Origin of the sequence: Bacillus cereus group sp. BfR-BA-01331 (genome assembly GCF_022663915.1) — a bacterium.
Classification (GTDB): Bacteria; Bacillota; Bacilli; order Bacillales; family Bacillaceae_G; genus Bacillus_A; species Bacillus_A mycoides.
In genome coordinates, this window is sequence record NZ_JAKUGJ010000001.1 from 237,972 (window position 1) to 255,256 (window position 17,285).

A 17,285-nucleotide genomic window follows, 5' to 3' on the forward strand; every position below is an offset into this window, starting at 1 on the left:
GATCATTTCTTTTTGTATGATAAGGTTGGCGAATGACATATTTTTTACTATCATTAAAGACGAGGGAAATAAACTATAGGTGAGAGTGGATAAAAATGTTGTCCAAAAAGTATCGTTACCTAGAAGAAATGAAAGCTATAAATAGTTTCACTTTATTTCTGGAGAGGAGAAGGTATTGAAATCATGTCAAGATCTCAAGAAATTTCTAAGTGGTTTCGTAATTTACAACATTCGAAAAAACTAAGTTGGATTTCTTACGTTTTATTAGGGGCAGTGCTGTTTTTTGCACTTATGAATAATGTAAAACCAGAGCAATTAGATGTTACAACATATTCTATTGCGAAAAAAACAATCCATTCTCCTATTAAAATTGAAGATAAAGTTACAACGGACAAAAAGAAAAAAGAAGCCGCTACAAAAGTTGAAGATCAATATACATATAAAAGTGAGTATAAACAAAATAAAGTGGATATTGTGAATGACGTCTTTGCTAAAGTAGATGAAGTGATACAAGAGATTAAAGCGGTTGGACCGGATGAGCAAAAAAAGATTACTGATGCTGAAAAAGTGGACAAGTTGAAAAAAAAATTGCCTACTGATTTAACGAAAGAATTATCTGATTCAAACTTACTAAACTTAATTAATGCGGATTCGAACCAATTAGTATTAGCGAAAGATGCAACAGTTACAGCTATTAATAGTATCATGACTGAGCATGTTAAAATGGATGAATTGAAGGATGCGAAGGAACGATATGTAAGTGAGATGAATAGTGTTAATGTTGATAATGGTTTAAAGGAATCTATTAAGGCGTTAGGGAAATATGCGATTTCTGCAAACTATTTTTATGATCCGACCTTAACAAAAGAGAAGAGAAAAGCGGAAGAAGATTTAGTTCCACCTGTTTATATTCTTCAAGGGCAAGTCCTTGTTAGAGAAGGTGAAACGATTTCAAGTGATATGTACAATCAGTTGAAATTAGTTGGCCTGTTAGAAAAAGGGAACAGTTTTCAACCCTATGTTGGGTTAGCGGTACTCATTGGTGTGCTATTGTACTTTATGCATAAGCAGTTTGAAGTGTTTTTACAGCGTAAAAGAGAAGATAGGCCGTATGTCTTAGCGTATATTACAATTTTGTCTATCACGATTGTTTTAATGAAAATCATTAGTTTGTTTCAAAAGCTTGAGTATGCAGGAATCGCGTATGTTGTTCCAGTTGCAATGGGAACAATACTTGTAAAATTAATGATTGGTGATCGATTTGTATTTTTAACGAGTATGATCTTTTCTGTATGCGGAAGTATTATGTTTAATGAAGGTGTAACGAGTACACTGAATTATAGTGTGGGGATTTATGTTTTATTAAGTTCATTATCAGTTAGTATTTTCTTGAGAGAAAAAAATCGTCGTACGATGATTTTACAAGCTGGTATACTCGTTTCTGTATTAAATGTAGTCGTATTAGCGGCTTTGCTATTATTACGTAACGGGAATTTTTCGCCTCTTGAAATTGGGGTGCAATTATTAATGGCTGCTGTTTCGGGTATTATCTCTTCTGTTCTAGCTATGGGGATTTTACCGTATTTAGAAAGTGGTCTTGGGATTGTATCGAGTATGAAATTGATGGAACTTTCAAGTCCGAATCACCCGCTTTTGCGTAAAATTTTATTAGAAGCACCAGGTACATATCACCATAGTGTAATGGTAGCTAATCTCTCAGAAGCTGCTTGTGAAGCAGTTGGAGCAAATGGAGTATTAGCGCGTGTAGGGGCGTATTATCATGATGTAGGGAAAACGGTACAACCACAGTTTTTTATTGAAAACCAGATGGGGATTGAAAACCCGCATGATAGATTAGACCCTGTAACGAGCAAAGATATTATAATTGCTCATGTAACCGATGGGGTGAGAATGTTAGAAGAACACCATATACCTCAAGAAATTATCGATATTGCTGGACAGCATCATGGTACAACGTTACTTAAATATTTTTATTATAATGCGATTAAAGAAGATAAAGAGAAATATACGGAGGAAATGTTCCGCTATCCAGGATCAAAAGCAACTTCTAAAGAATCGGCGATCGTTGGTATTGCTGATAGTGTGGAAGCGGCGGTACGTTCGATGAACCATCCAACACCAGATCAGATTAATAATTTAGTGCAAAGTATTATTAAAGATCGCCTGCAAGATGGTCAATTTAGTGAATGTGATTTGACATTTAAGGAACTACAAATCGTTGGAAAAACGTTATGTGAAACGTTAAATGGTATTTTCCATTCCCGTATTACATATCCGGAACCGCCGGAAGAAAAGGAGAAAGAATGAGTTTATTAATTGATTTTATTGATGAAACAGAAGAAGTGAAAGACGAATATATAAGTTTGATTCGAGGTTTAGTAGAGAAAGCAGCCCAAATGGAGAACATAGAAGAAGGCGCAGAATTATCGGTTACATTTGTAGATAATGAACGTATTCGTGAAATAAACCGTGATTACCGAGATAAGGATCAGCCTACGGACGTTATTTCTTTTGCTATGGAAGAAATGGGAGAAGGCGAAATGGAAATTGTCGGTGCAGAGATGCCGCGTATGTTAGGAGATCTTATTATTTCTATTCCGAGAGCAAAAGAACAAGCTGAAGAATATGGACATTCTTTTGATCGAGAACTTGGGTTTTTAGCACTACATGGCTTTTTGCATTTGCTTGGTTATGATCATATGACAGAAGAAGATGAGAAAGAAATGTTTGGAAGACAAAAAGAAATTTTAGAGGCCTTTGGATTAGGACGATGAAAACAGGAAAACTTTTAGATAGTTTTGGATATGCTATAGCTGGTATATACTTTTGTCTTCGTCATGAACGAAATATGAAAATTCATTATTTAGCCGCAGTCATCGTTATATGCTGCGGCTTTTATTTCCATATTACAACAATGGAATGGGTTGTCGTACTTATTGTGATAGGGATTGTAATGAGTTTAGAGATGGTGAATACGGCTATTGAAAAAACAGTAGACTTAGCAACCGTCGATATTCATCCGGTTGCAAAAATTGCAAAGGATGTTGCAGCAGGGGCAGTTTTATTATTTGCAATTATAGCTGCTGTAATTGGTGCTATTATCTTTTTACCGTATATGGTATAGTTGCATTCCGAAGCTTTTATTAAGCTTTGGGAGCGCCGTGAAGGCCTTTAATGAAAGAGTGTATCTATTCACATCTATGAACGGAAAGGATGCGGGAATATGAATAGCGAACAATTAATTCAAGAAGCAACCGAAGCGCGTAAACGAGCGTACGTACCATATTCTAAATTTCAAGTAGGTGCAGCTTTACTAACTCAGGATGGAAAAATATATCGTGGATGTAATGTTGAAAATGCATCATATGGTTTATGTAACTGTGCAGAAAGAACAGCGTTATTTAAGGCAATTTCTGAAGGGGATAACGAGTTTGTAGCTATTGCAGTCGTAGCGGATACAAAGCGTCCAGTACCTCCTTGTGGAGCATGTCGACAAGTTATGATAGAATTATGTAAACAGGATACGAAAGTATACCTATCAAACTTACATGGTGATGTTCAAGAGACAACAGTCGGAGAATTGTTACCAGGAGCATTTTTAGCGGAGGATTTACATGAATAGAAAAGGTTATAAATCAGGTTTTGTCTCTATTATTGGCAGACCGAATGTTGGGAAATCTACATTTTTAAATCGTATTATTGGCCAAAAAATTGCCATTATGAGCGATAAGCCACAAACAACTCGTAATAAAATTCAAGGTGTATATACAGAAAATGATTCACAAGTAGTTTTCATTGATACACCAGGAATACATAAACCTAAACATAAACTAGGCGATTTCATGGTGAAGATGGCTCAAACGACATTAAAAGAAGTTGATATTGTTTTGTTTATGGTCAATGCAACTGAAGGATATGGTCGTGGTGAGGAATTTATTATTGAGAAATTACAAGAAACGAAACAACCGGTATTTTTGGTAATTAATAAAATTGACCAACTTCATCCAGAGCAATTGCTGGAGTTGATTGATCAATATCGTAAATTATATGATTTCGCGGAGATTGTGCCAATTTCTGCATTGGACGGTAATAACGTTGAAGCGTTAATCGGAGCAATTAAAAAGTATTTACCAGAAGGACCGCAATATTACCCGGATAATCAAGTAACGGATCATCCAGAGCGATTTATTATTTCAGAGCTTATTCGTGAAAAAGTATTACATTTAACACGTGAAGAAGTACCGCATTCTGTAGCGGTTGTTATTGATGCAATTCAAAAGCGTGAGGGCGGAGCGGTTTATATAAACGCAACGATTGTTGTTGAACGTGCATCACAAAAAGGAATTATTATAGGTAAGCAAGGGAAGATGTTAAAAGAAGTCGGTAAGAGAGCTCGTTTTGACATTGAAGCACTTCTTGGTTCTAAAGTATTTTTAGAAGTATGGGTGAAAGTGCAAAAAGATTGGCGTAATAAGATGTCACAGCTTCGTGACCTTGGTTTCCGTGAAGACGAGTATTAATATGAAGTAAAGTTGTGATCAGTGGATGTTTTGTTCATCCGCTGATTATTGGTTTTTATGAACCTTGATAAATTAGGAAAAATTTTTCTCACATGAAAATGAACAAAATGGGTCAACTTAATAACAACAAAAGAAATTGGTTTATAGGCTACGCTTATTGAGAAAGGTGGATTCTTATGCTAGATTTTACCTGGAAGTTTTTCTCCAAAACAGGAAGCATTGAAACGTATTTGCTTTTGAAAGAAATGGAAAAAGACGTAAACGATGAGATGGATCAACATGAAGAGGAGTTAGCGCATCTAGACTCTCCAATTTCTTGACCCGTTTTGTTCAAACCTTGGATGGTGACGAACATGTTTCAAAAAGTTGAGGGCATTGTTATCCGTACGACTGATTACGGAGAAACAAATAAGATTGTTACAATATACTCACGGGAATTTGGTAAGGTAAGTGCAATGGCAAGAGGGGCGAAAAAGCCGAAGAGTCGGTTAGCAGCTATTTCGCAACTTATGACACATGGTCATTTTCTTATTCAAATGGGATCTGGACTTGGAACTTTGCAACAAGGCGAGATTATTTCATCTATGAAAGAAATTCGTGAGGATATATTTTTAACTGCTTATGCATCATTTATTATTGAATTAACCGATAAAGCAACAGAAGATAAGAAGCATAATCCGTATTTATTTGAAATGTTATATCAAACGTTGCATTATATGTGTGAGGGTGTTGATCCAGAAGTATTATCATTAATTTATCAAACGAAAATGCTTCCGGTATTAGGGATGCGCCCGTACTTTGATACATGTGCTATTTGTCATCAAGAAACAGATTTTGTCGCCTTCTCTGTCCGGGAAGGCGGTTTTCTGTGCTCGCGTCATGCGGAGCAAGATCCGTATCGTATTCCGGTGGGAGAGGCTGTTCATAAATTATTACGTCTCTTTTTTCACTTTGATTTACACCGGCTCGGTAATGTATCGGTGAAGGATAGTACAAAAAAACAAATGCGCACAGTATTGAATACATATTATGACGAATATTGTGGGATTTATTTGAAAACAAGGCGTTTCTTGGAACAACTTGATAAGTTTCAAATATAAAAAGGGCCGTATACGGTCCTTTTTACATACTTTCTTTTTCGAATAGCATATTTAGTATATAATATTTAAGAGATAGTATAACTTTTTTCGTTGTGCATTAAAGGTGGTGATTATCATAGAGCTGAATAAACGGCAAGAGCATATCATTCAGATTGTAAAAGATCACGGTCCTATTACAGGGGAGTCAATTGCTGGGCAATTGGGTTTAACACGTGCAACGCTAAGACCAGACTTAGCAATTTTAACGATGGCTGGTTATTTAGAAGCGCGTCCACGTGTAGGTTATTTTTATACGGGTAAAACCGGGGGACAGCTATTATCTGAAGCTGTTAAGAAAATTAAAGTGCAAGATTATCAATCTAGACCGGCTGTAATTGATAAAAATGTATCAGTATACGATGCAATCTGTACTATGTTTCTAGAGGACGTTGGTACATTATTTGTTGTAGATCAAGCTACTTTATTAGTTGGCGTTGTATCTCGTAAAGATTTATTACGAGCTAGCTTAGGAAAGCAGGATTTAACCTCTCTTCCGGTTAATATTATCATGACAAGGATGCCAAACATTGCGATGTGTCGCAGGGAGGATTCTTTATATGATATTGCGATGGAATTAATAGAAAGACAGATTGATGCGATGCCGGTTGTGAAGGATACGAAACAAGGTTTAGAAGTGATTGGGCGAATTACAAAAACAAATATTACACGCGCGTTTGTAAATTTAGTAAATAACGAATAAGTGTAATTTGTTTAAAGTGAGGTAATGTAATGGATAATAAAATCGTATATGTCGTATCTGACTCTGTAGGAGAAACGGCTGATTTGGTTGTTAGAGCGGCAATGGGACAGTTCCCATTCGCTCCTGATATTAGGCGTGTACCGTATGTAGAAGATACAGGGACATTAAAAGAAGTAATCTCGATTGCCAAGAGCAATCAAGCGCTTATTTGTTTTACGTTAGTAAAGCCTGATATGCGTCAATATTTATTGACAGAAGCGGCAAAAGAAGGAGTAGAGGCATACGATATTATCGGACCTCTTATCGATCAAATTGAAGAAATTACAGGGCAAGTACCAAGGTATGAGCCAGGTGTCGTTCGAAGATTAGATGAAGAGTACTTTAAAAAAATTGAAGCGATTGAATTTGCAGTTAAGTATGATGATGGTAGAGATGCACGTGGTATTTTAAAAGCTGATATCGTGTTGATTGGAATTTCACGTACATCAAAAACACCACTTTCACAATATTTAGCGCATAACAAACGTTTGAAAGTTGCTAATGTACCACTTGTACCGGAAGTGGATCCGCCTGAGGAATTATATCAAGTGGCAAAAGAGAAATGTTTCGGTTTGAAAATTATACCAGATAAGTTAAATCATATTCGAAAAGAACGATTGAAATCACTTGGATTAAGTGATGGAGCAACATATGCAAATATTAATCGTATTCAAGAAGAAATTGATCATTTTGAGGAAGTAATTAGTAAAATAAATTGTCAAGTGATTGATGTATCAAATAAGGCAATTGAAGAAACAGCAAATATTATTGTGAATGCAGTGCAAAACCAAAAAATGTTTTAGCACATTTACCAAAGGTGAATGTGCTTTTTTCGCTCGTGAGAAGGCGTTAGAGGAAGATGCGAAGTAGAGCATGAACTTTCGGCTTAGTAATAGAATATAGCGGAATGGTTATACTTATATTCTTCTGTTTTTTAATTATGCTAAAGGAACGATTTCGTTATCTTTAAGTGTAAGGTGAAAATTAAAGGGATATGTAGCGTAGTTGAAGAAAATATATTATAATAAAAAATTGTGATAAAAACCTATATTTTACGTTTAGACTTTAATTTTTCAGAATAAACTAGGGATAGGATTTTCGAAAAAGACATGTATTTACGTTAAATCGACAAAATCTAGACAAGAAAACGCACATTATGGAAGGATTCACAGAAGGGATGTAGAATACAGAAATATGCAAAACATCAGATAAGATATTATTTGATGCAGATGCGTATCCCGTGAAGAATGCAATTGTGCAAGTTGGAACAAAATTTTATGTCGAAATTTTGTTTGTCGTATCCTATGCTCATCGTTCAAGAAAACAGCAAGGTAATTGGGTCTATGTAGATTCTGAGCAAGATGAAGTTGACTGTTATATTTATTAACATGCAAAAGCTGCAGATCTCATGATCATACAGGCTATAGTGCTTCTTGCTAGTCTTCTTGTGAAAAAGGAGTATATGTATTGTCTCCAGGAGATACATTTGTAACAGATGAGCAAATGTATACAATTTTATATAGTAGTATGTATCTGCGAATTTACGCAGACTGGGGACTTATACGAAAGGTCCAAAATCGTTTACACAATGTGATCGACAGTACTTTCTAACAAATTTAGAAAAATATTGTCGAATTATAAAGGAATCTTTTAATTTATATCGAATACAAAATACGACACGGAGATGGAGTTATGGGGAACAGAATTCCTGAAGAAGTTGTTGAACAGATTCGGACATCATCCGATATTGTAGAAGTGATTGGTGAGTATGTTCAACTTAGAAAGCAGGGGCGTAACTATTTCGGCCTTTGTCCATTTCATGGTGAGAATTCTCCTTCATTCTCTGTTTCATCTGATAAGCAAATTTTTCATTGTTTCGGATGTGGAGAAGGTGGAAATGTATTTTCTTTTCTTATGAAAATGGAAGGACTTGCTTTCACAGAGGCTGTTCAAAAGCTTGGCGAAAGAAATGGAATTGCAGTTGCAGAATATACATCAGGGCAAGGACAACAACAACAAGAAGACATATCTGATGACACTGTCATCATGCAACAGGCTCATGAACTTTTGAAAAAGTATTATCATCATTTATTAGTAAATACAGAAGAAGGAAATGAAGCACTTTCATATTTATTAAAACGTGGTATTACAAAAGAGATGATTGAGAAATTTGAAATTGGTTATGCATCACAAGCTTGGGATGCAGCAACGAAAATTTTACAAAAAAGAGGTTTGTCGCTATCTAGTATGGAACAGGCTGGCCTTCTTGTAAGAAGTGAGAAGGATGGCAGTCATTATGACCGCTTCCGCGGAAGAGTTATGTTTCCGATTTATACTTTACAAGGTAAGGTGATAGCGTTTAGTGGAAGGGCATTAGGAGATGACACTCCGAAATATTTGAATAGTCCTGAAACACCGATTTTTTACAAAAGTAAGCTGTTGTATAATTTCCACCAAGCAAGGCCGTTTATTAGAAAACGTGGGCAGGTTGTCCTTTTTGAAGGTTATGCCGATGTACTAGCCGCGGTGAAAAGTGGTGTGGAAGAAGCTGTTGCGACAATGGGAACAGCTTTAACTGAAGAACAAGCGAAACTTCTGCGACGTAACGTTGAAACTGTTGTTCTTTGCTATGATGGTGATAAAGCAGGGCGAGAAGCGACGATGAAAGCAGGGCAATTACTATTGCAAGTTGGTTGCCAAGTGAAAGTTACATCCTTGCCAGATAAGCTTGACCCTGATGAATATGTGCAACAATATGGGACAACCGCTTTTGAAAATCTTGTGAAATCAAGTATAAGTTTTGTTGGTTTCAAAATAAATTATTTGCGTTTAGGGAAAAATTTGCAAGATGAGTCTGGCAAAGAAGAATATGTAAAAAGTGTTTTAAAAGAGTTATCATTGCTACAGGATGCGATGCAGGCGGAATCATATTTAAAATCATTATCGCAAGAATTTTCGTATTCAATGGAAACACTTTTGAATCAATTGCACCAATATCGCAAAGAACAAAAGGTACAGCAAAAACAAATAAAGCAGGTTTCTAAGCCATCTCAAATTGTTCAAACGAAACCGAAATTAACAGGTTTTGAAAGGGCAGAAAGAGAAATTATTTACCATATGTTGCAAAGTGCAGAAGTGACAGTGCGTATGGAACCTCATATAGAAGATTTTTATACAGAAGAACATAAAGGGATTTTATATGAACTATACGCATATTATGAAAAGGGAAATGAACCTTCAGTCGGAACATTTTTAAGTTGGCTCTCTGATGAAAAGTTGAAAAATATTATTACTGATATTTCGACGGATGAATTTATTAATCCAGAGTACACAGAAGAAGCGTTACAAGGTCATTTGGAGGCGCTAAGACGCCATAAAGAAAAACTTGAAAAGATGGAAATTATCTTTAAAGTAAAACAAATGGAAAAAACAGATCCTGTAGAGGCTGCTAAATATTATGTGGCATATTTACAAAGTCAAAAAGCAAGAAAATAGCTTTTTCGATAAAGTTTTAGTATAATGAATGTTTGTATCTCGCGTAAGGAGGGGAACAGATGGCTGATAAACCAGCTCGTTCTAAACAAATTGAAACTGAAATGACCCTTGAGCAAGTGAAAGAACAACTCACTGAGCTCGGAAAAAAACGTGGCGTTCTTACATATGAAGAGATTGCAGAACGCATGAATGGATTTGAAATTGAATCCGATCAAATGGATGAATACTATGAATATTTAGGTGAACAAGGGATTGACTTAGTTGGTGACAATGACAACGACGAGGGTCCTAATAATCGTCAAATTACAAAAACGGAAGAAGAATTTGACCTTAATGATTTAAGTGTGCCGCCAGGTGTGAAAATCAATGACCCTGTTCGTATGTACTTAAAAGAAATTGGTCGTGTAGACTTACTATCTGCTGAAGAAGAAATTCGACTTGCGACACGTATTGAAGAAGGCGATGAAGAAGCAAAACGCCGTCTTGCGGAAGCAAACTTACGTCTTGTAGTAAGTATTGCAAAGCGCTACGTGGGCCGTGGTATGCTTTTCTTAGACTTAATCCAAGAAGGAAATATGGGTCTAATTAAGGCAGTTGAAAAGTTCGACTACCGTAAAGGTTTTAAATTTAGTACGTATGCAACTTGGTGGATTCGCCAAGCTATTACACGTGCGATTGCAGACCAAGCGCGAACAATTCGTATTCCAGTTCATATGGTTGAAACAATTAATAAGTTAATCCGTGTACAACGTCAATTATTACAAGATTTAGGACGCGAACCATCTCCTGAAGAGATTGGTGAAGAAATGGATCTTGCTCCAGAAAAAGTACGCGAAATCTTAAAGATTGCACAGGAGCCAGTTTCTCTTGAAACACCAATTGGTGAAGAAGACGACTCCCATTTAGGTGACTTTATCGAAGACCAAGAAGCAACATCGCCTGCGGACCATGCAGCGTATGAATTGCTAAAAGAACAATTAGAAGATGTGTTAGATACACTAACAGATCGTGAAGAAAATGTTCTGCGTCTTCGTTTTGGTTTAGATGATGGACGAACTCGTACGCTTGAAGAAGTTGGGAAAGTATTCGGCGTAACGAGAGAACGTATTCGTCAAATTGAAGCGAAAGCACTTCGCAAATTAAGACATCCAAGCCGTAGTAAGCGTCTTAAGGATTTCTTAGAATAGGCTACCTTTAAGTTTACTTCACTTTTGTGAAGTAAACTTTTTTGTTTTGTTAATTTTTGTTAAAATTTAGCTATCGGCAACGATTACAATTTCTTGTAATTTATTTTACAGAATTGTCTTTTGATTTGCAAATGCTCATTTTTCGATTTTTCGATTTATTTTGTTTATTATATACAAAATAATATGTAGAAAAGTAAAAAATATGATGAGAAACGTTAGTAATTATCGAAATAATATGCGATATAATAGTGAAAATCAATAAAATGAATTTACGGAATATTTTTAACAAATAGTAGTTTGCTCTTTTCTGATAGGGCGTTTTCAAGTACAATATAAATGACTGAATCATCTAACTATTTAGCGGTATAGAGGGGGGAGAAGAGATATGAAACGTAATCCGTTGATTCCGTTCGCTCTTATTGCAGCATTAGGTATTATCGTTATGTTTGTATTTTCATTTCAGGGGCTAAATAAATCTAAAGAGTTAGCTGATGCAAAAAATGGTGGGAAACCAGCACAAACAGCATCAAAGCCAGAGGATATTGTAAAGCAAAGCTGTACGAGCTGTCATGGTGATCAGTTACAAGGAGCGGTAGGCCCTAATTTACAAAAAATTGGTGGGAAACTTTCAAAAGATGAAATTAAAGAAGTTCTGTCAAAAGGAAAAGGAAATATGCCAGCTAATTTAATTCCAGCTGATCAAGCAACGAAAGTAGCTGATTGGTTATCGAAGAAAAAATAAAGTATAGAAAAACAAGCCTTTTGCTTTTTGCAAAAGGCTTGTTTTTCTATACTATCTAAAATACGATTAGTAATAGAGAATTGAAGTATTGTTATGGACTTGCAACAACTACTATAAATTCATTATCATGGAGACAGACTGAGAAGAGAAGGAGTAATGGAAATACATGAATGAAGTAAAGCTTTCGAAACGATTAGAAGAAGTTGTGAGGGAGATTCCGGTAGGCTCTACAGTAGCTGATATTGGATCGGATCATGCGTATTTACCGTGTTATACAATTATAAATAATATTGCTACAAAAGCAGTTGCAGGAGAGGTTGTAGATGGACCGTTTCGCTCTGCACAAGCAACTGTAGCTGAAAGTGGCTTACAAGATAAAGTAGACGTTCGTAAAGGGAATGGATTAGCTGTTATAGTGCCAGGAGAAGTAGATGTTATTACGATTGCTGGTATGGGTGGAGCGTTAATTCGTGACATTTTAGAAAGTGGTAAAGAAAAATTAGAAGGTGTAACACGTTTAATCTTACAGCCGAATATTGCAGCACACCATATCCGTGAATGGTTTATTGAAAATGGATGGGAGCTTATCCGTGAGAAAATTGTAATAGAAGACGGAAAGATTTACGAGATTTTAGTCGGAGAGCGAGGAGATACAGCAGTACCTTACTCTGAAAATAAACAAGCTGAATTGTTTATGGGTCCATTTTTAATAAAAGAAAAAAGTGAAGCTTTTATTGAAAAGTGGGAAGGGGAATTGAAAAACTTCCAAAATATTTTAAAACAGTTAGAACGTGCAGCAGAGTCTGAAGAGACAAAAGCGAAGCGTGCAGAAGTAGAAGCGAAAATGAAAATGATAGGAGAGGTTTTATCATGAGTAAAATTCCGAATGGTCATGAAATTATTTCTTTGTTTGAAGGTATGTATCCGAAGCATTTAGCGATGGAAGGGGATAAGATTGGCTTACAGATTGGAGCGCTTAATAAACCTGTCCAGCACGTATTAATCGCGTTAGATGTAACTGAGGAAGTTGTGGACGAGGCGATCCAATTAGGAGCGAATATCATTATAGCGCACCATCCTTTAATCTTTAATCCATTAAAAGCGATTCATACAGATAAGGCGTACGGAAGAATTATTGAAATGTGTATTAAAAATGATATTGCGGTTTATGCCGCACATACAAATGTAGATATTGCTAAGGGCGGGGTAAATGATTTACTTGCTGATGCGTTAGGGTTACAAAATACAGAAGTATTAGCTCCTACATATGCAGAAGAAATGAAAAAAATTGTTGTATTTGTTCCAGTAACCCATGCAGAAGAAGTGCGCAAAGCTCTTGGAGATGCGGATGCAGGTCATATCGGTAATTATAGCCACTGTACGTTCGGTAGCGAAGGGGTAGGTACGTTTATCCCTCAAGAAGGTACAAATCCTTATATCGGAGAAACTGGGCAGTTAGAACGTGTGGAAGAGATACGTGTCGAAACGATTATTCCAGCTTCATTACAAAGAAAAGTTATTAAAGCGATGTTGGCAGCCCATCCATATGAAGAAGTGGCATATGATGTATATCCGCTTGATAATAAAGGTGAAACATTAGGTCTTGGTAAAATAGGGTATTTACAAGAAGAAATGACGCTTGAGCAGTTTGCTTTACATGTGAAACAATCATTACATGTAAAGGGTGCAAGAGTTGTTGGAAAGTTAGATGATAAGGTGCGTAAAGTAGCTGTACTTGGTGGTGACGGTAATAAATATATAAACCAAGCGAAATTTAAAGGAGCAGATGTATATGTAACAGGTGATATGTATTATCATGTTGCTCACGATGCGATGATGATTGGTTTAAATATAGTCGATCCAGGACATAATGTTGAAAAAGTAATGAAGCAAGGTGTACAAAAACAATTGCAAGAAAAAGTAGATGTGAAGAAATTCAATGTACACATTCACGCTTCGCAGTTACATACAGATCCATTCACATTTGTATAAGGAAAATAAAAACCGTTGCTCATGTAGGCAACGGTTTTTATTATTGTTCTTTTTTCACTTTTACACGAGGTAGTATCTTTTGAAGTGGTACTTTTCGAATTCTGTCCCATGTAGCTGGATTCATTGGGTCATATTGATCTAAGAAAGCAATAACTTCTTTTGTAATTGGCGTTGGAGTAGAAGCACCTGCTGTAACAGCTACGTTTTCTACACCTTGTAGCCATTCTAATTGGATTTCACTTACGTCTGCAACGCGGTATGCTGTCGTACCAGCGATTTCTTGTGATACTTGTGCTAAACGGTTTGAGTTGTTACTTTTCGGATCACCGACAACAATTGTTAAATCTGCAACATCAGCTTGTTTAGCGACAGCTTCTTGGCGAACTTGAGTTGCTAAACAAATTTCCTTGTGGAATTCTGCTGTTGGGAATTTTTTCTGAATGTCCTCCATTAAATGTTGAACATCCCATTGACTCATTGTTGTTTGATTCGTAACTAAAATTTTATCAGTTGGAATTTCTAGTGTTTTTAAATCATCAGCTTTTTCGATAAGATGAACGATATCAGGTGCGATACCAACTGCGCCTTCTGGTTCTGGATGATTTTTTTTGCCGATATAAATGACATGGTATCCTTCAGCTTTCTTTGCTTCGATAAGGTCATGTGTTTTTGTAACATCTGGACAAGTTGCATCAATTGTCGTTAAACCTTTTTCTTTTGCACGTTGTTTAACTTCTGGAGAAACACCGTGTGCAGTGAAAATAACAGTACCAGAATCGATTTTATCTAAAATTTCTAATCGACTTGGACCGTCTAATGTAATGATGCCATCCTCTTCGAAAGCATCTGTGACATGCTTATTGTGAACAATCATACCTAAAATATAAATGGGTCTCGGTAATGATTTATCTAATGCGGCGTTACGTGCAATAACCATTGCGTCAACAACACCATAGCAATAACCACGAGGGGAAATTTTAACAATCTTCATGTGAGTAATCCTCTCCTTCTAAACAAGGGATACTTTTGTGCATAGTCCATTACATTATAAAGGAGGAGTGGATAGAAAACAAAGGATTGTTACACATATAGTTTTGGTTTTGTTGCTGATTGTTGAACGGGTTCTTTCGGAACCTCTTTTTCTATTACCGGTTCAAGCACTATTTTTTTTCGTTTCCTTTTTGGAGGTGGAGGGGGTGGAGTTGCTACCTCAACCTGTTCTGTTGCATCTTCAGTTTGATTTTCTTCCGTACTTTTTCCAGAGGTGAGGATTTTAACAATGCTTGGTAGACTACGCATAATGGGACCGTACTGTTCGACAACAGGACCGACAGATTGCACGACTTGAGATACTTTTTCGATATTATTTATCATATTAGTTGGGTTCGAAATTAAATTTGAAAAAAAACTACCGATGCCGCTGCTAGATGCCGCTGCAGTTGTAGCTGACGCAGCACCACGTGTATCATTTGATTCATACATTTGAGGTGGTATCATCTGCTCTGGATATTGCTGCATGTATGGCTGATATTGTTGTGTATATTGTTGTTGGTATGGCTGTTGCTGTTGATATTGGGGCGGCGGTTGTTGGTGCATCATCGGTGGCCCTTCCATTTGTCGATAAGGAGGGACCATTTGCATGAAAGGTTCGGTTGGATCGTGTTTTTTAAAGAGTTTAGCAAGGAAACCTTTCTTTTTTTGAGCCATCGGTGGTAGTTGTGGAATCGGATATGGTGTGTAAGATTGTTGTCCTCGATTCGGATACATTTGTCTTATAGGGGATTTCGGAAACATGTGGGAAATCCTCCTTTCTTCAGTTAGGTATATACACATACAATATGCAATGGAAGGAAAGAAGGTTAGTTTTTGAGATAAAAACCTAAACTAAAGATGGATTTTACTTGTAGATTTCGATATAATGTAGACTTGACTGATTTGTGCGCAGTAGAAATTTTAGAAAGAAGGTGTAACTTATGACACTACAAACTTTTACACAGTATGATTTTAAACCATTTTTAATAGATGCAGTTCGTGAACTACGCTTTACAGAGCCAACAGGAATTCAAAAGAAAATTTTCCCGGTCGTGAAAAAAGGTGTGAGTATAATTGGACAATCCCAAACTGGTTCTGGGAAAACACATGCATACTTACTTCCTACATTAAACAGAATTGATGCAAGTCGTGAAGAGGTACAACTTGTTATTACAGCGCCTACTCGTGAGTTAGCACAACAAATTTACGAAGAAATTGTAAAACTAACAAAGTTCTGTGCAGAAGATCAAATGATTACAGCACGCTGTTTAATTGGTGGAACTGATAAACAACGATCAATTGAAAAGTTGAAAAAACAACCTCATATTGTAGTTGGAACGCCAGGACGTATTAAAGATTTAGTAGAAGAAAAGGCGCTATTTGTTTATAAAGCGGATACTATTATTGTCGATGAAGCGGACTTAATGCTTGATATGGGATTCATTCAAGATGTAGATAAAATTGCGGCACGTATGCCTAAAAATCTGCAAATGTTAGTTTTCTCTGCAACAATTCCTCAAAAATTAAAACCATTTTTGAAGAAATATATGGAGAATCCAGAACATATTCATATTAATCCGAAGCAAGTTGCAGCAGGAAATATTGATCATTACCTTGTGCCTTCAAGACACCGTAATAAAACTGAATTAGTGAAAAATATGCTACTTCAATTTAAACCATATTTAGCAATTGTCTTTACAAACACAAAGAAGAAGGCTGACGAAGTAGCCGATGGATTAGCAGAACGTGGATTAAAAGTAGGGCGTATACACGGTGATTTATCACCACGTGATCGTAGAAAAATGATGAAACAAGTTCGTGATTTAGAGTTCCAATACATTGTCGCAACAGATTTGGCGGCACGCGGTATTGATATTGAAGGAATTAGCCATGTTATTAACTATGAACTTCCACCAGATTTAGATTTCTTCGTTCACCGTGTTGGAAGAACTGCACGTGCGGGTCATTCAGGTATTGCAGTGACGATTTATGATCCAGCAAATGAAGAAGCGTTAGATAGTTTGGAAAAACAACGTCATATCGAGTTTAAGCATGTGGATTTACGCGGAGATGAATGGGCGGATTTAGGTGACCGTCGTCGTCGTAAGAGCCGTAAAAAACCAAGTGATGGACTAGATGTTATGGCAACAAAAGTTGTTAAAAAGCCGAAAAAAGTAAAACCAAACTATAAACGAAAACTTGCAACAGAACGTGACAAAGTGAAGAAAAAATATAGCAATAAAAAAAGATAAGGGATTTCCCTTATTTTTTTTTTATCTCACTACTTGAGAGAAAGTCGAGTAATGCAGACTAATAATTAGTGAGGGGTAGAAAAAACGTTGACTAAAGTTTCGCTTTATTGGGTTAATTTAAGTATAGAGTGCAGATTGTTTGAATAGTCTGTTTAATTTATGTAGT

Annotated in this window: 18 protein-coding genes; 16 read left to right on the plus strand and 2 right to left on the minus strand. The window is 36.3% G+C overall.

Annotated features, from left to right (window positions below):
- The first annotated feature begins 183 nt into the window (after positions 1-183).
- The 15 genes from MR155_RS01165 to MR155_RS01235 all read left to right on the plus strand — a co-directional run bounded on the left by MR155_RS01165 (position 184) and on the right by MR155_RS01235 (position 13,835).
- Positions 184-2,328 (plus strand): HD family phosphohydrolase, encoded by a 2,145-nt coding sequence (locus MR155_RS01165; protein WP_002015188.1) that lies wholly within the window; start codon positions 184-186, stop codon positions 2,326-2,328.
- Positions 2,325-2,795: an rRNA maturation RNase YbeY gene (gene ybeY, locus MR155_RS01170; protein WP_002088675.1), complete on the plus strand. Its 471-nt coding sequence runs from the start codon at positions 2,325-2,327 to the stop codon at positions 2,793-2,795. Before MR155_RS01165 ends, ybeY begins: the two co-directional genes overlap by 4 nt.
- Positions 2,792-3,145, plus strand: coding sequence for a diacylglycerol kinase family protein (locus tag MR155_RS01175; RefSeq protein ID WP_219303555.1), 354 nt, complete (start codon positions 2,792-2,794; stop codon positions 3,143-3,145). The genes ybeY and MR155_RS01175 overlap by 4 nt, the downstream gene beginning before the upstream one ends.
- A 99-nt stretch (positions 3,146-3,244) precedes the next feature.
- Complete coding sequence (locus MR155_RS01180; protein ID WP_113935594.1) at positions 3,245-3,643, plus strand: cytidine deaminase; 399 nt, start codon at positions 3,245-3,247, stop codon at positions 3,641-3,643.
- Positions 3,636-4,541, plus strand: a complete 906-nt coding sequence (gene era, locus MR155_RS01185) for a GTPase Era (protein ID WP_219303554.1) — start codon at positions 3,636-3,638, stop codon at positions 4,539-4,541. Before MR155_RS01180 ends, era begins: the two co-directional genes overlap by 8 nt.
- 176 nt (positions 4,542-4,717) lie before the next feature.
- Positions 4,718-4,861, plus strand: a complete 144-nt coding sequence (locus MR155_RS01190) for a YqzL family protein (protein WP_000883924.1) — start codon at positions 4,718-4,720, stop codon at positions 4,859-4,861.
- A gap of 33 nt (positions 4,862-4,894) precedes the next feature.
- Complete coding sequence (gene recO, locus MR155_RS01195) at positions 4,895-5,641, plus strand: DNA repair protein RecO (RefSeq protein ID WP_002129136.1); 747 nt, start codon at positions 4,895-4,897, stop codon at positions 5,639-5,641.
- Between the two features lie 106 nt (positions 5,642-5,747).
- Positions 5,748-6,380: a transcriptional regulator CcpN gene (locus MR155_RS01200; RefSeq protein WP_002015181.1), complete on the plus strand. Its 633-nt coding sequence runs from the start codon at positions 5,748-5,750 to the stop codon at positions 6,378-6,380.
- A gap of 29 nt (positions 6,381-6,409) precedes the next feature.
- Positions 6,410-7,222 (plus strand): pyruvate, water dikinase regulatory protein, encoded by an 813-nt coding sequence (locus MR155_RS01205; RefSeq protein ID WP_002015180.1) that lies wholly within the window; start codon positions 6,410-6,412, stop codon positions 7,220-7,222.
- 664 nt (positions 7,223-7,886) lie between these two features.
- The gene (locus MR155_RS01210) at positions 7,887-8,030 is read left to right on the plus strand and encodes a hypothetical protein (protein WP_162836445.1); all 144 of its coding nucleotides are present in this window, start codon (positions 7,887-7,889) and stop codon (positions 8,028-8,030) included.
- 81 nt (positions 8,031-8,111) lie between these two features.
- Entirely contained in the window at positions 8,112-9,914 is a 1,803-nt protein-coding gene (gene dnaG / locus MR155_RS01215) for a DNA primase (RefSeq protein ID WP_002015179.1), read from the plus strand.
- Between the two features lie 59 nt (positions 9,915-9,973).
- Positions 9,974-11,101, plus strand: a complete 1,128-nt coding sequence (gene rpoD / locus MR155_RS01220; protein ID WP_000764062.1) for an RNA polymerase sigma factor RpoD — start codon at positions 9,974-9,976, stop codon at positions 11,099-11,101.
- Between the two features lie 385 nt (positions 11,102-11,486).
- Entirely contained in the window at positions 11,487-11,843 is a 357-nt protein-coding gene (cccA, locus tag MR155_RS01225; protein WP_002015178.1) for a cytochrome c550, read from the plus strand.
- A 166-nt stretch (positions 11,844-12,009) separates the two neighbouring features.
- Positions 12,010-12,717 (plus strand): tRNA (adenine(22)-N(1))-methyltransferase, encoded by a 708-nt coding sequence (locus MR155_RS01230; protein WP_002190695.1) that lies wholly within the window; start codon positions 12,010-12,012, stop codon positions 12,715-12,717.
- Entirely contained in the window at positions 12,714-13,835 is a 1,122-nt protein-coding gene (locus MR155_RS01235) for a Nif3-like dinuclear metal center hexameric protein (protein WP_002190694.1), read from the plus strand. Before MR155_RS01230 ends, MR155_RS01235 begins: the two co-directional genes overlap by 4 nt.
- Before the next feature lie 40 nt (positions 13,836-13,875).
- Here the strand turns inward: MR155_RS01235 and MR155_RS01240 are convergent, their stop codons facing one another.
- Positions 13,876-14,826 carry a 4-hydroxy-3-methylbut-2-enyl diphosphate reductase gene (locus MR155_RS01240; RefSeq protein ID WP_002015175.1) on the minus strand — a complete coding sequence of 317 codons (951 nt, stop codon included), beginning with the start codon at positions 14,824-14,826 and terminating at the stop codon, positions 13,876-13,878.
- An 89-nt stretch (positions 14,827-14,915) separates the two neighbouring features.
- Positions 14,916-15,629 carry a VrrA/YqfQ family protein gene (vrrA, locus tag MR155_RS01245; protein ID WP_002138368.1) on the minus strand — a complete coding sequence of 238 codons (714 nt, stop codon included), beginning with the start codon at positions 15,627-15,629 and terminating at the stop codon, positions 14,916-14,918.
- 179 nt (positions 15,630-15,808) lie between these two features.
- Here vrrA and MR155_RS01250 point away from each other — a divergent pair, with 179 nt between their 5' ends.
- Positions 15,809-17,119, plus strand: a complete 1,311-nt coding sequence (locus MR155_RS01250) for a DEAD/DEAH box helicase (RefSeq protein ID WP_002015172.1) — start codon at positions 15,809-15,811, stop codon at positions 17,117-17,119.
- Positions 17,120-17,285 lie beyond the last annotated feature (166 nt).

Excerpts from the sequence above, each read along its gene's own strand:
- MR155_RS01235 (WP_002190694.1), top strand. The coding sequence starts at position 12,714 with ATGAGTAAAATTCCGAATGGTCATGAAATTATTTCTTTGTTTGAAGGT.
- MR155_RS01240 (WP_002015175.1), bottom strand. The coding sequence starts at position 14,826 with ATGAAGATTGTTAAAATTTCCCCTCGTGGTTATTGCTATGGTGTTGTT.
- era (WP_219303554.1), top strand. The coding sequence starts at position 3,636 with ATGAATAGAAAAGGTTATAAATCAGGTTTTGTCTCTATTATTGGCAGA.
- MR155_RS01205 (WP_002015180.1), top strand. The coding sequence starts at position 6,410 with ATGGATAATAAAATCGTATATGTCGTATCTGACTCTGTAGGAGAAACG.
- rpoD (WP_000764062.1), top strand. The coding sequence starts at position 9,974 with ATGGCTGATAAACCAGCTCGTTCTAAACAAATTGAAACTGAAATGACC.
- vrrA (WP_002138368.1), bottom strand. The coding sequence starts at position 15,629 with ATGTTTCCGAAATCCCCTATAAGACAAATGTATCCGAATCGAGGACAA.
- recO (WP_002129136.1), top strand. The coding sequence starts at position 4,895 with ATGTTTCAAAAAGTTGAGGGCATTGTTATCCGTACGACTGATTACGGA.
- cccA (WP_002015178.1), top strand. The coding sequence starts at position 11,487 with ATGAAACGTAATCCGTTGATTCCGTTCGCTCTTATTGCAGCATTAGGT.
- MR155_RS01190 (WP_000883924.1), top strand. The coding sequence starts at position 4,718 with ATGCTAGATTTTACCTGGAAGTTTTTCTCCAAAACAGGAAGCATTGAA.
- ybeY (WP_002088675.1), top strand. The coding sequence starts at position 2,325 with ATGAGTTTATTAATTGATTTTATTGATGAAACAGAAGAAGTGAAAGAC.
- MR155_RS01250 (WP_002015172.1), top strand. The coding sequence starts at position 15,809 with ATGACACTACAAACTTTTACACAGTATGATTTTAAACCATTTTTAATA.
- MR155_RS01230 (WP_002190695.1), top strand. The coding sequence starts at position 12,010 with ATGAATGAAGTAAAGCTTTCGAAACGATTAGAAGAAGTTGTGAGGGAG.
- dnaG (WP_002015179.1), top strand. The coding sequence starts at position 8,112 with ATGGGGAACAGAATTCCTGAAGAAGTTGTTGAACAGATTCGGACATCA.
- MR155_RS01165 (WP_002015188.1), top strand. The coding sequence starts at position 184 with ATGTCAAGATCTCAAGAAATTTCTAAGTGGTTTCGTAATTTACAACAT.
- MR155_RS01180 (WP_113935594.1), top strand. The coding sequence starts at position 3,245 with ATGAATAGCGAACAATTAATTCAAGAAGCAACCGAAGCGCGTAAACGA.
- MR155_RS01175 (WP_219303555.1), top strand. The coding sequence starts at position 2,792 with ATGAAAACAGGAAAACTTTTAGATAGTTTTGGATATGCTATAGCTGGT.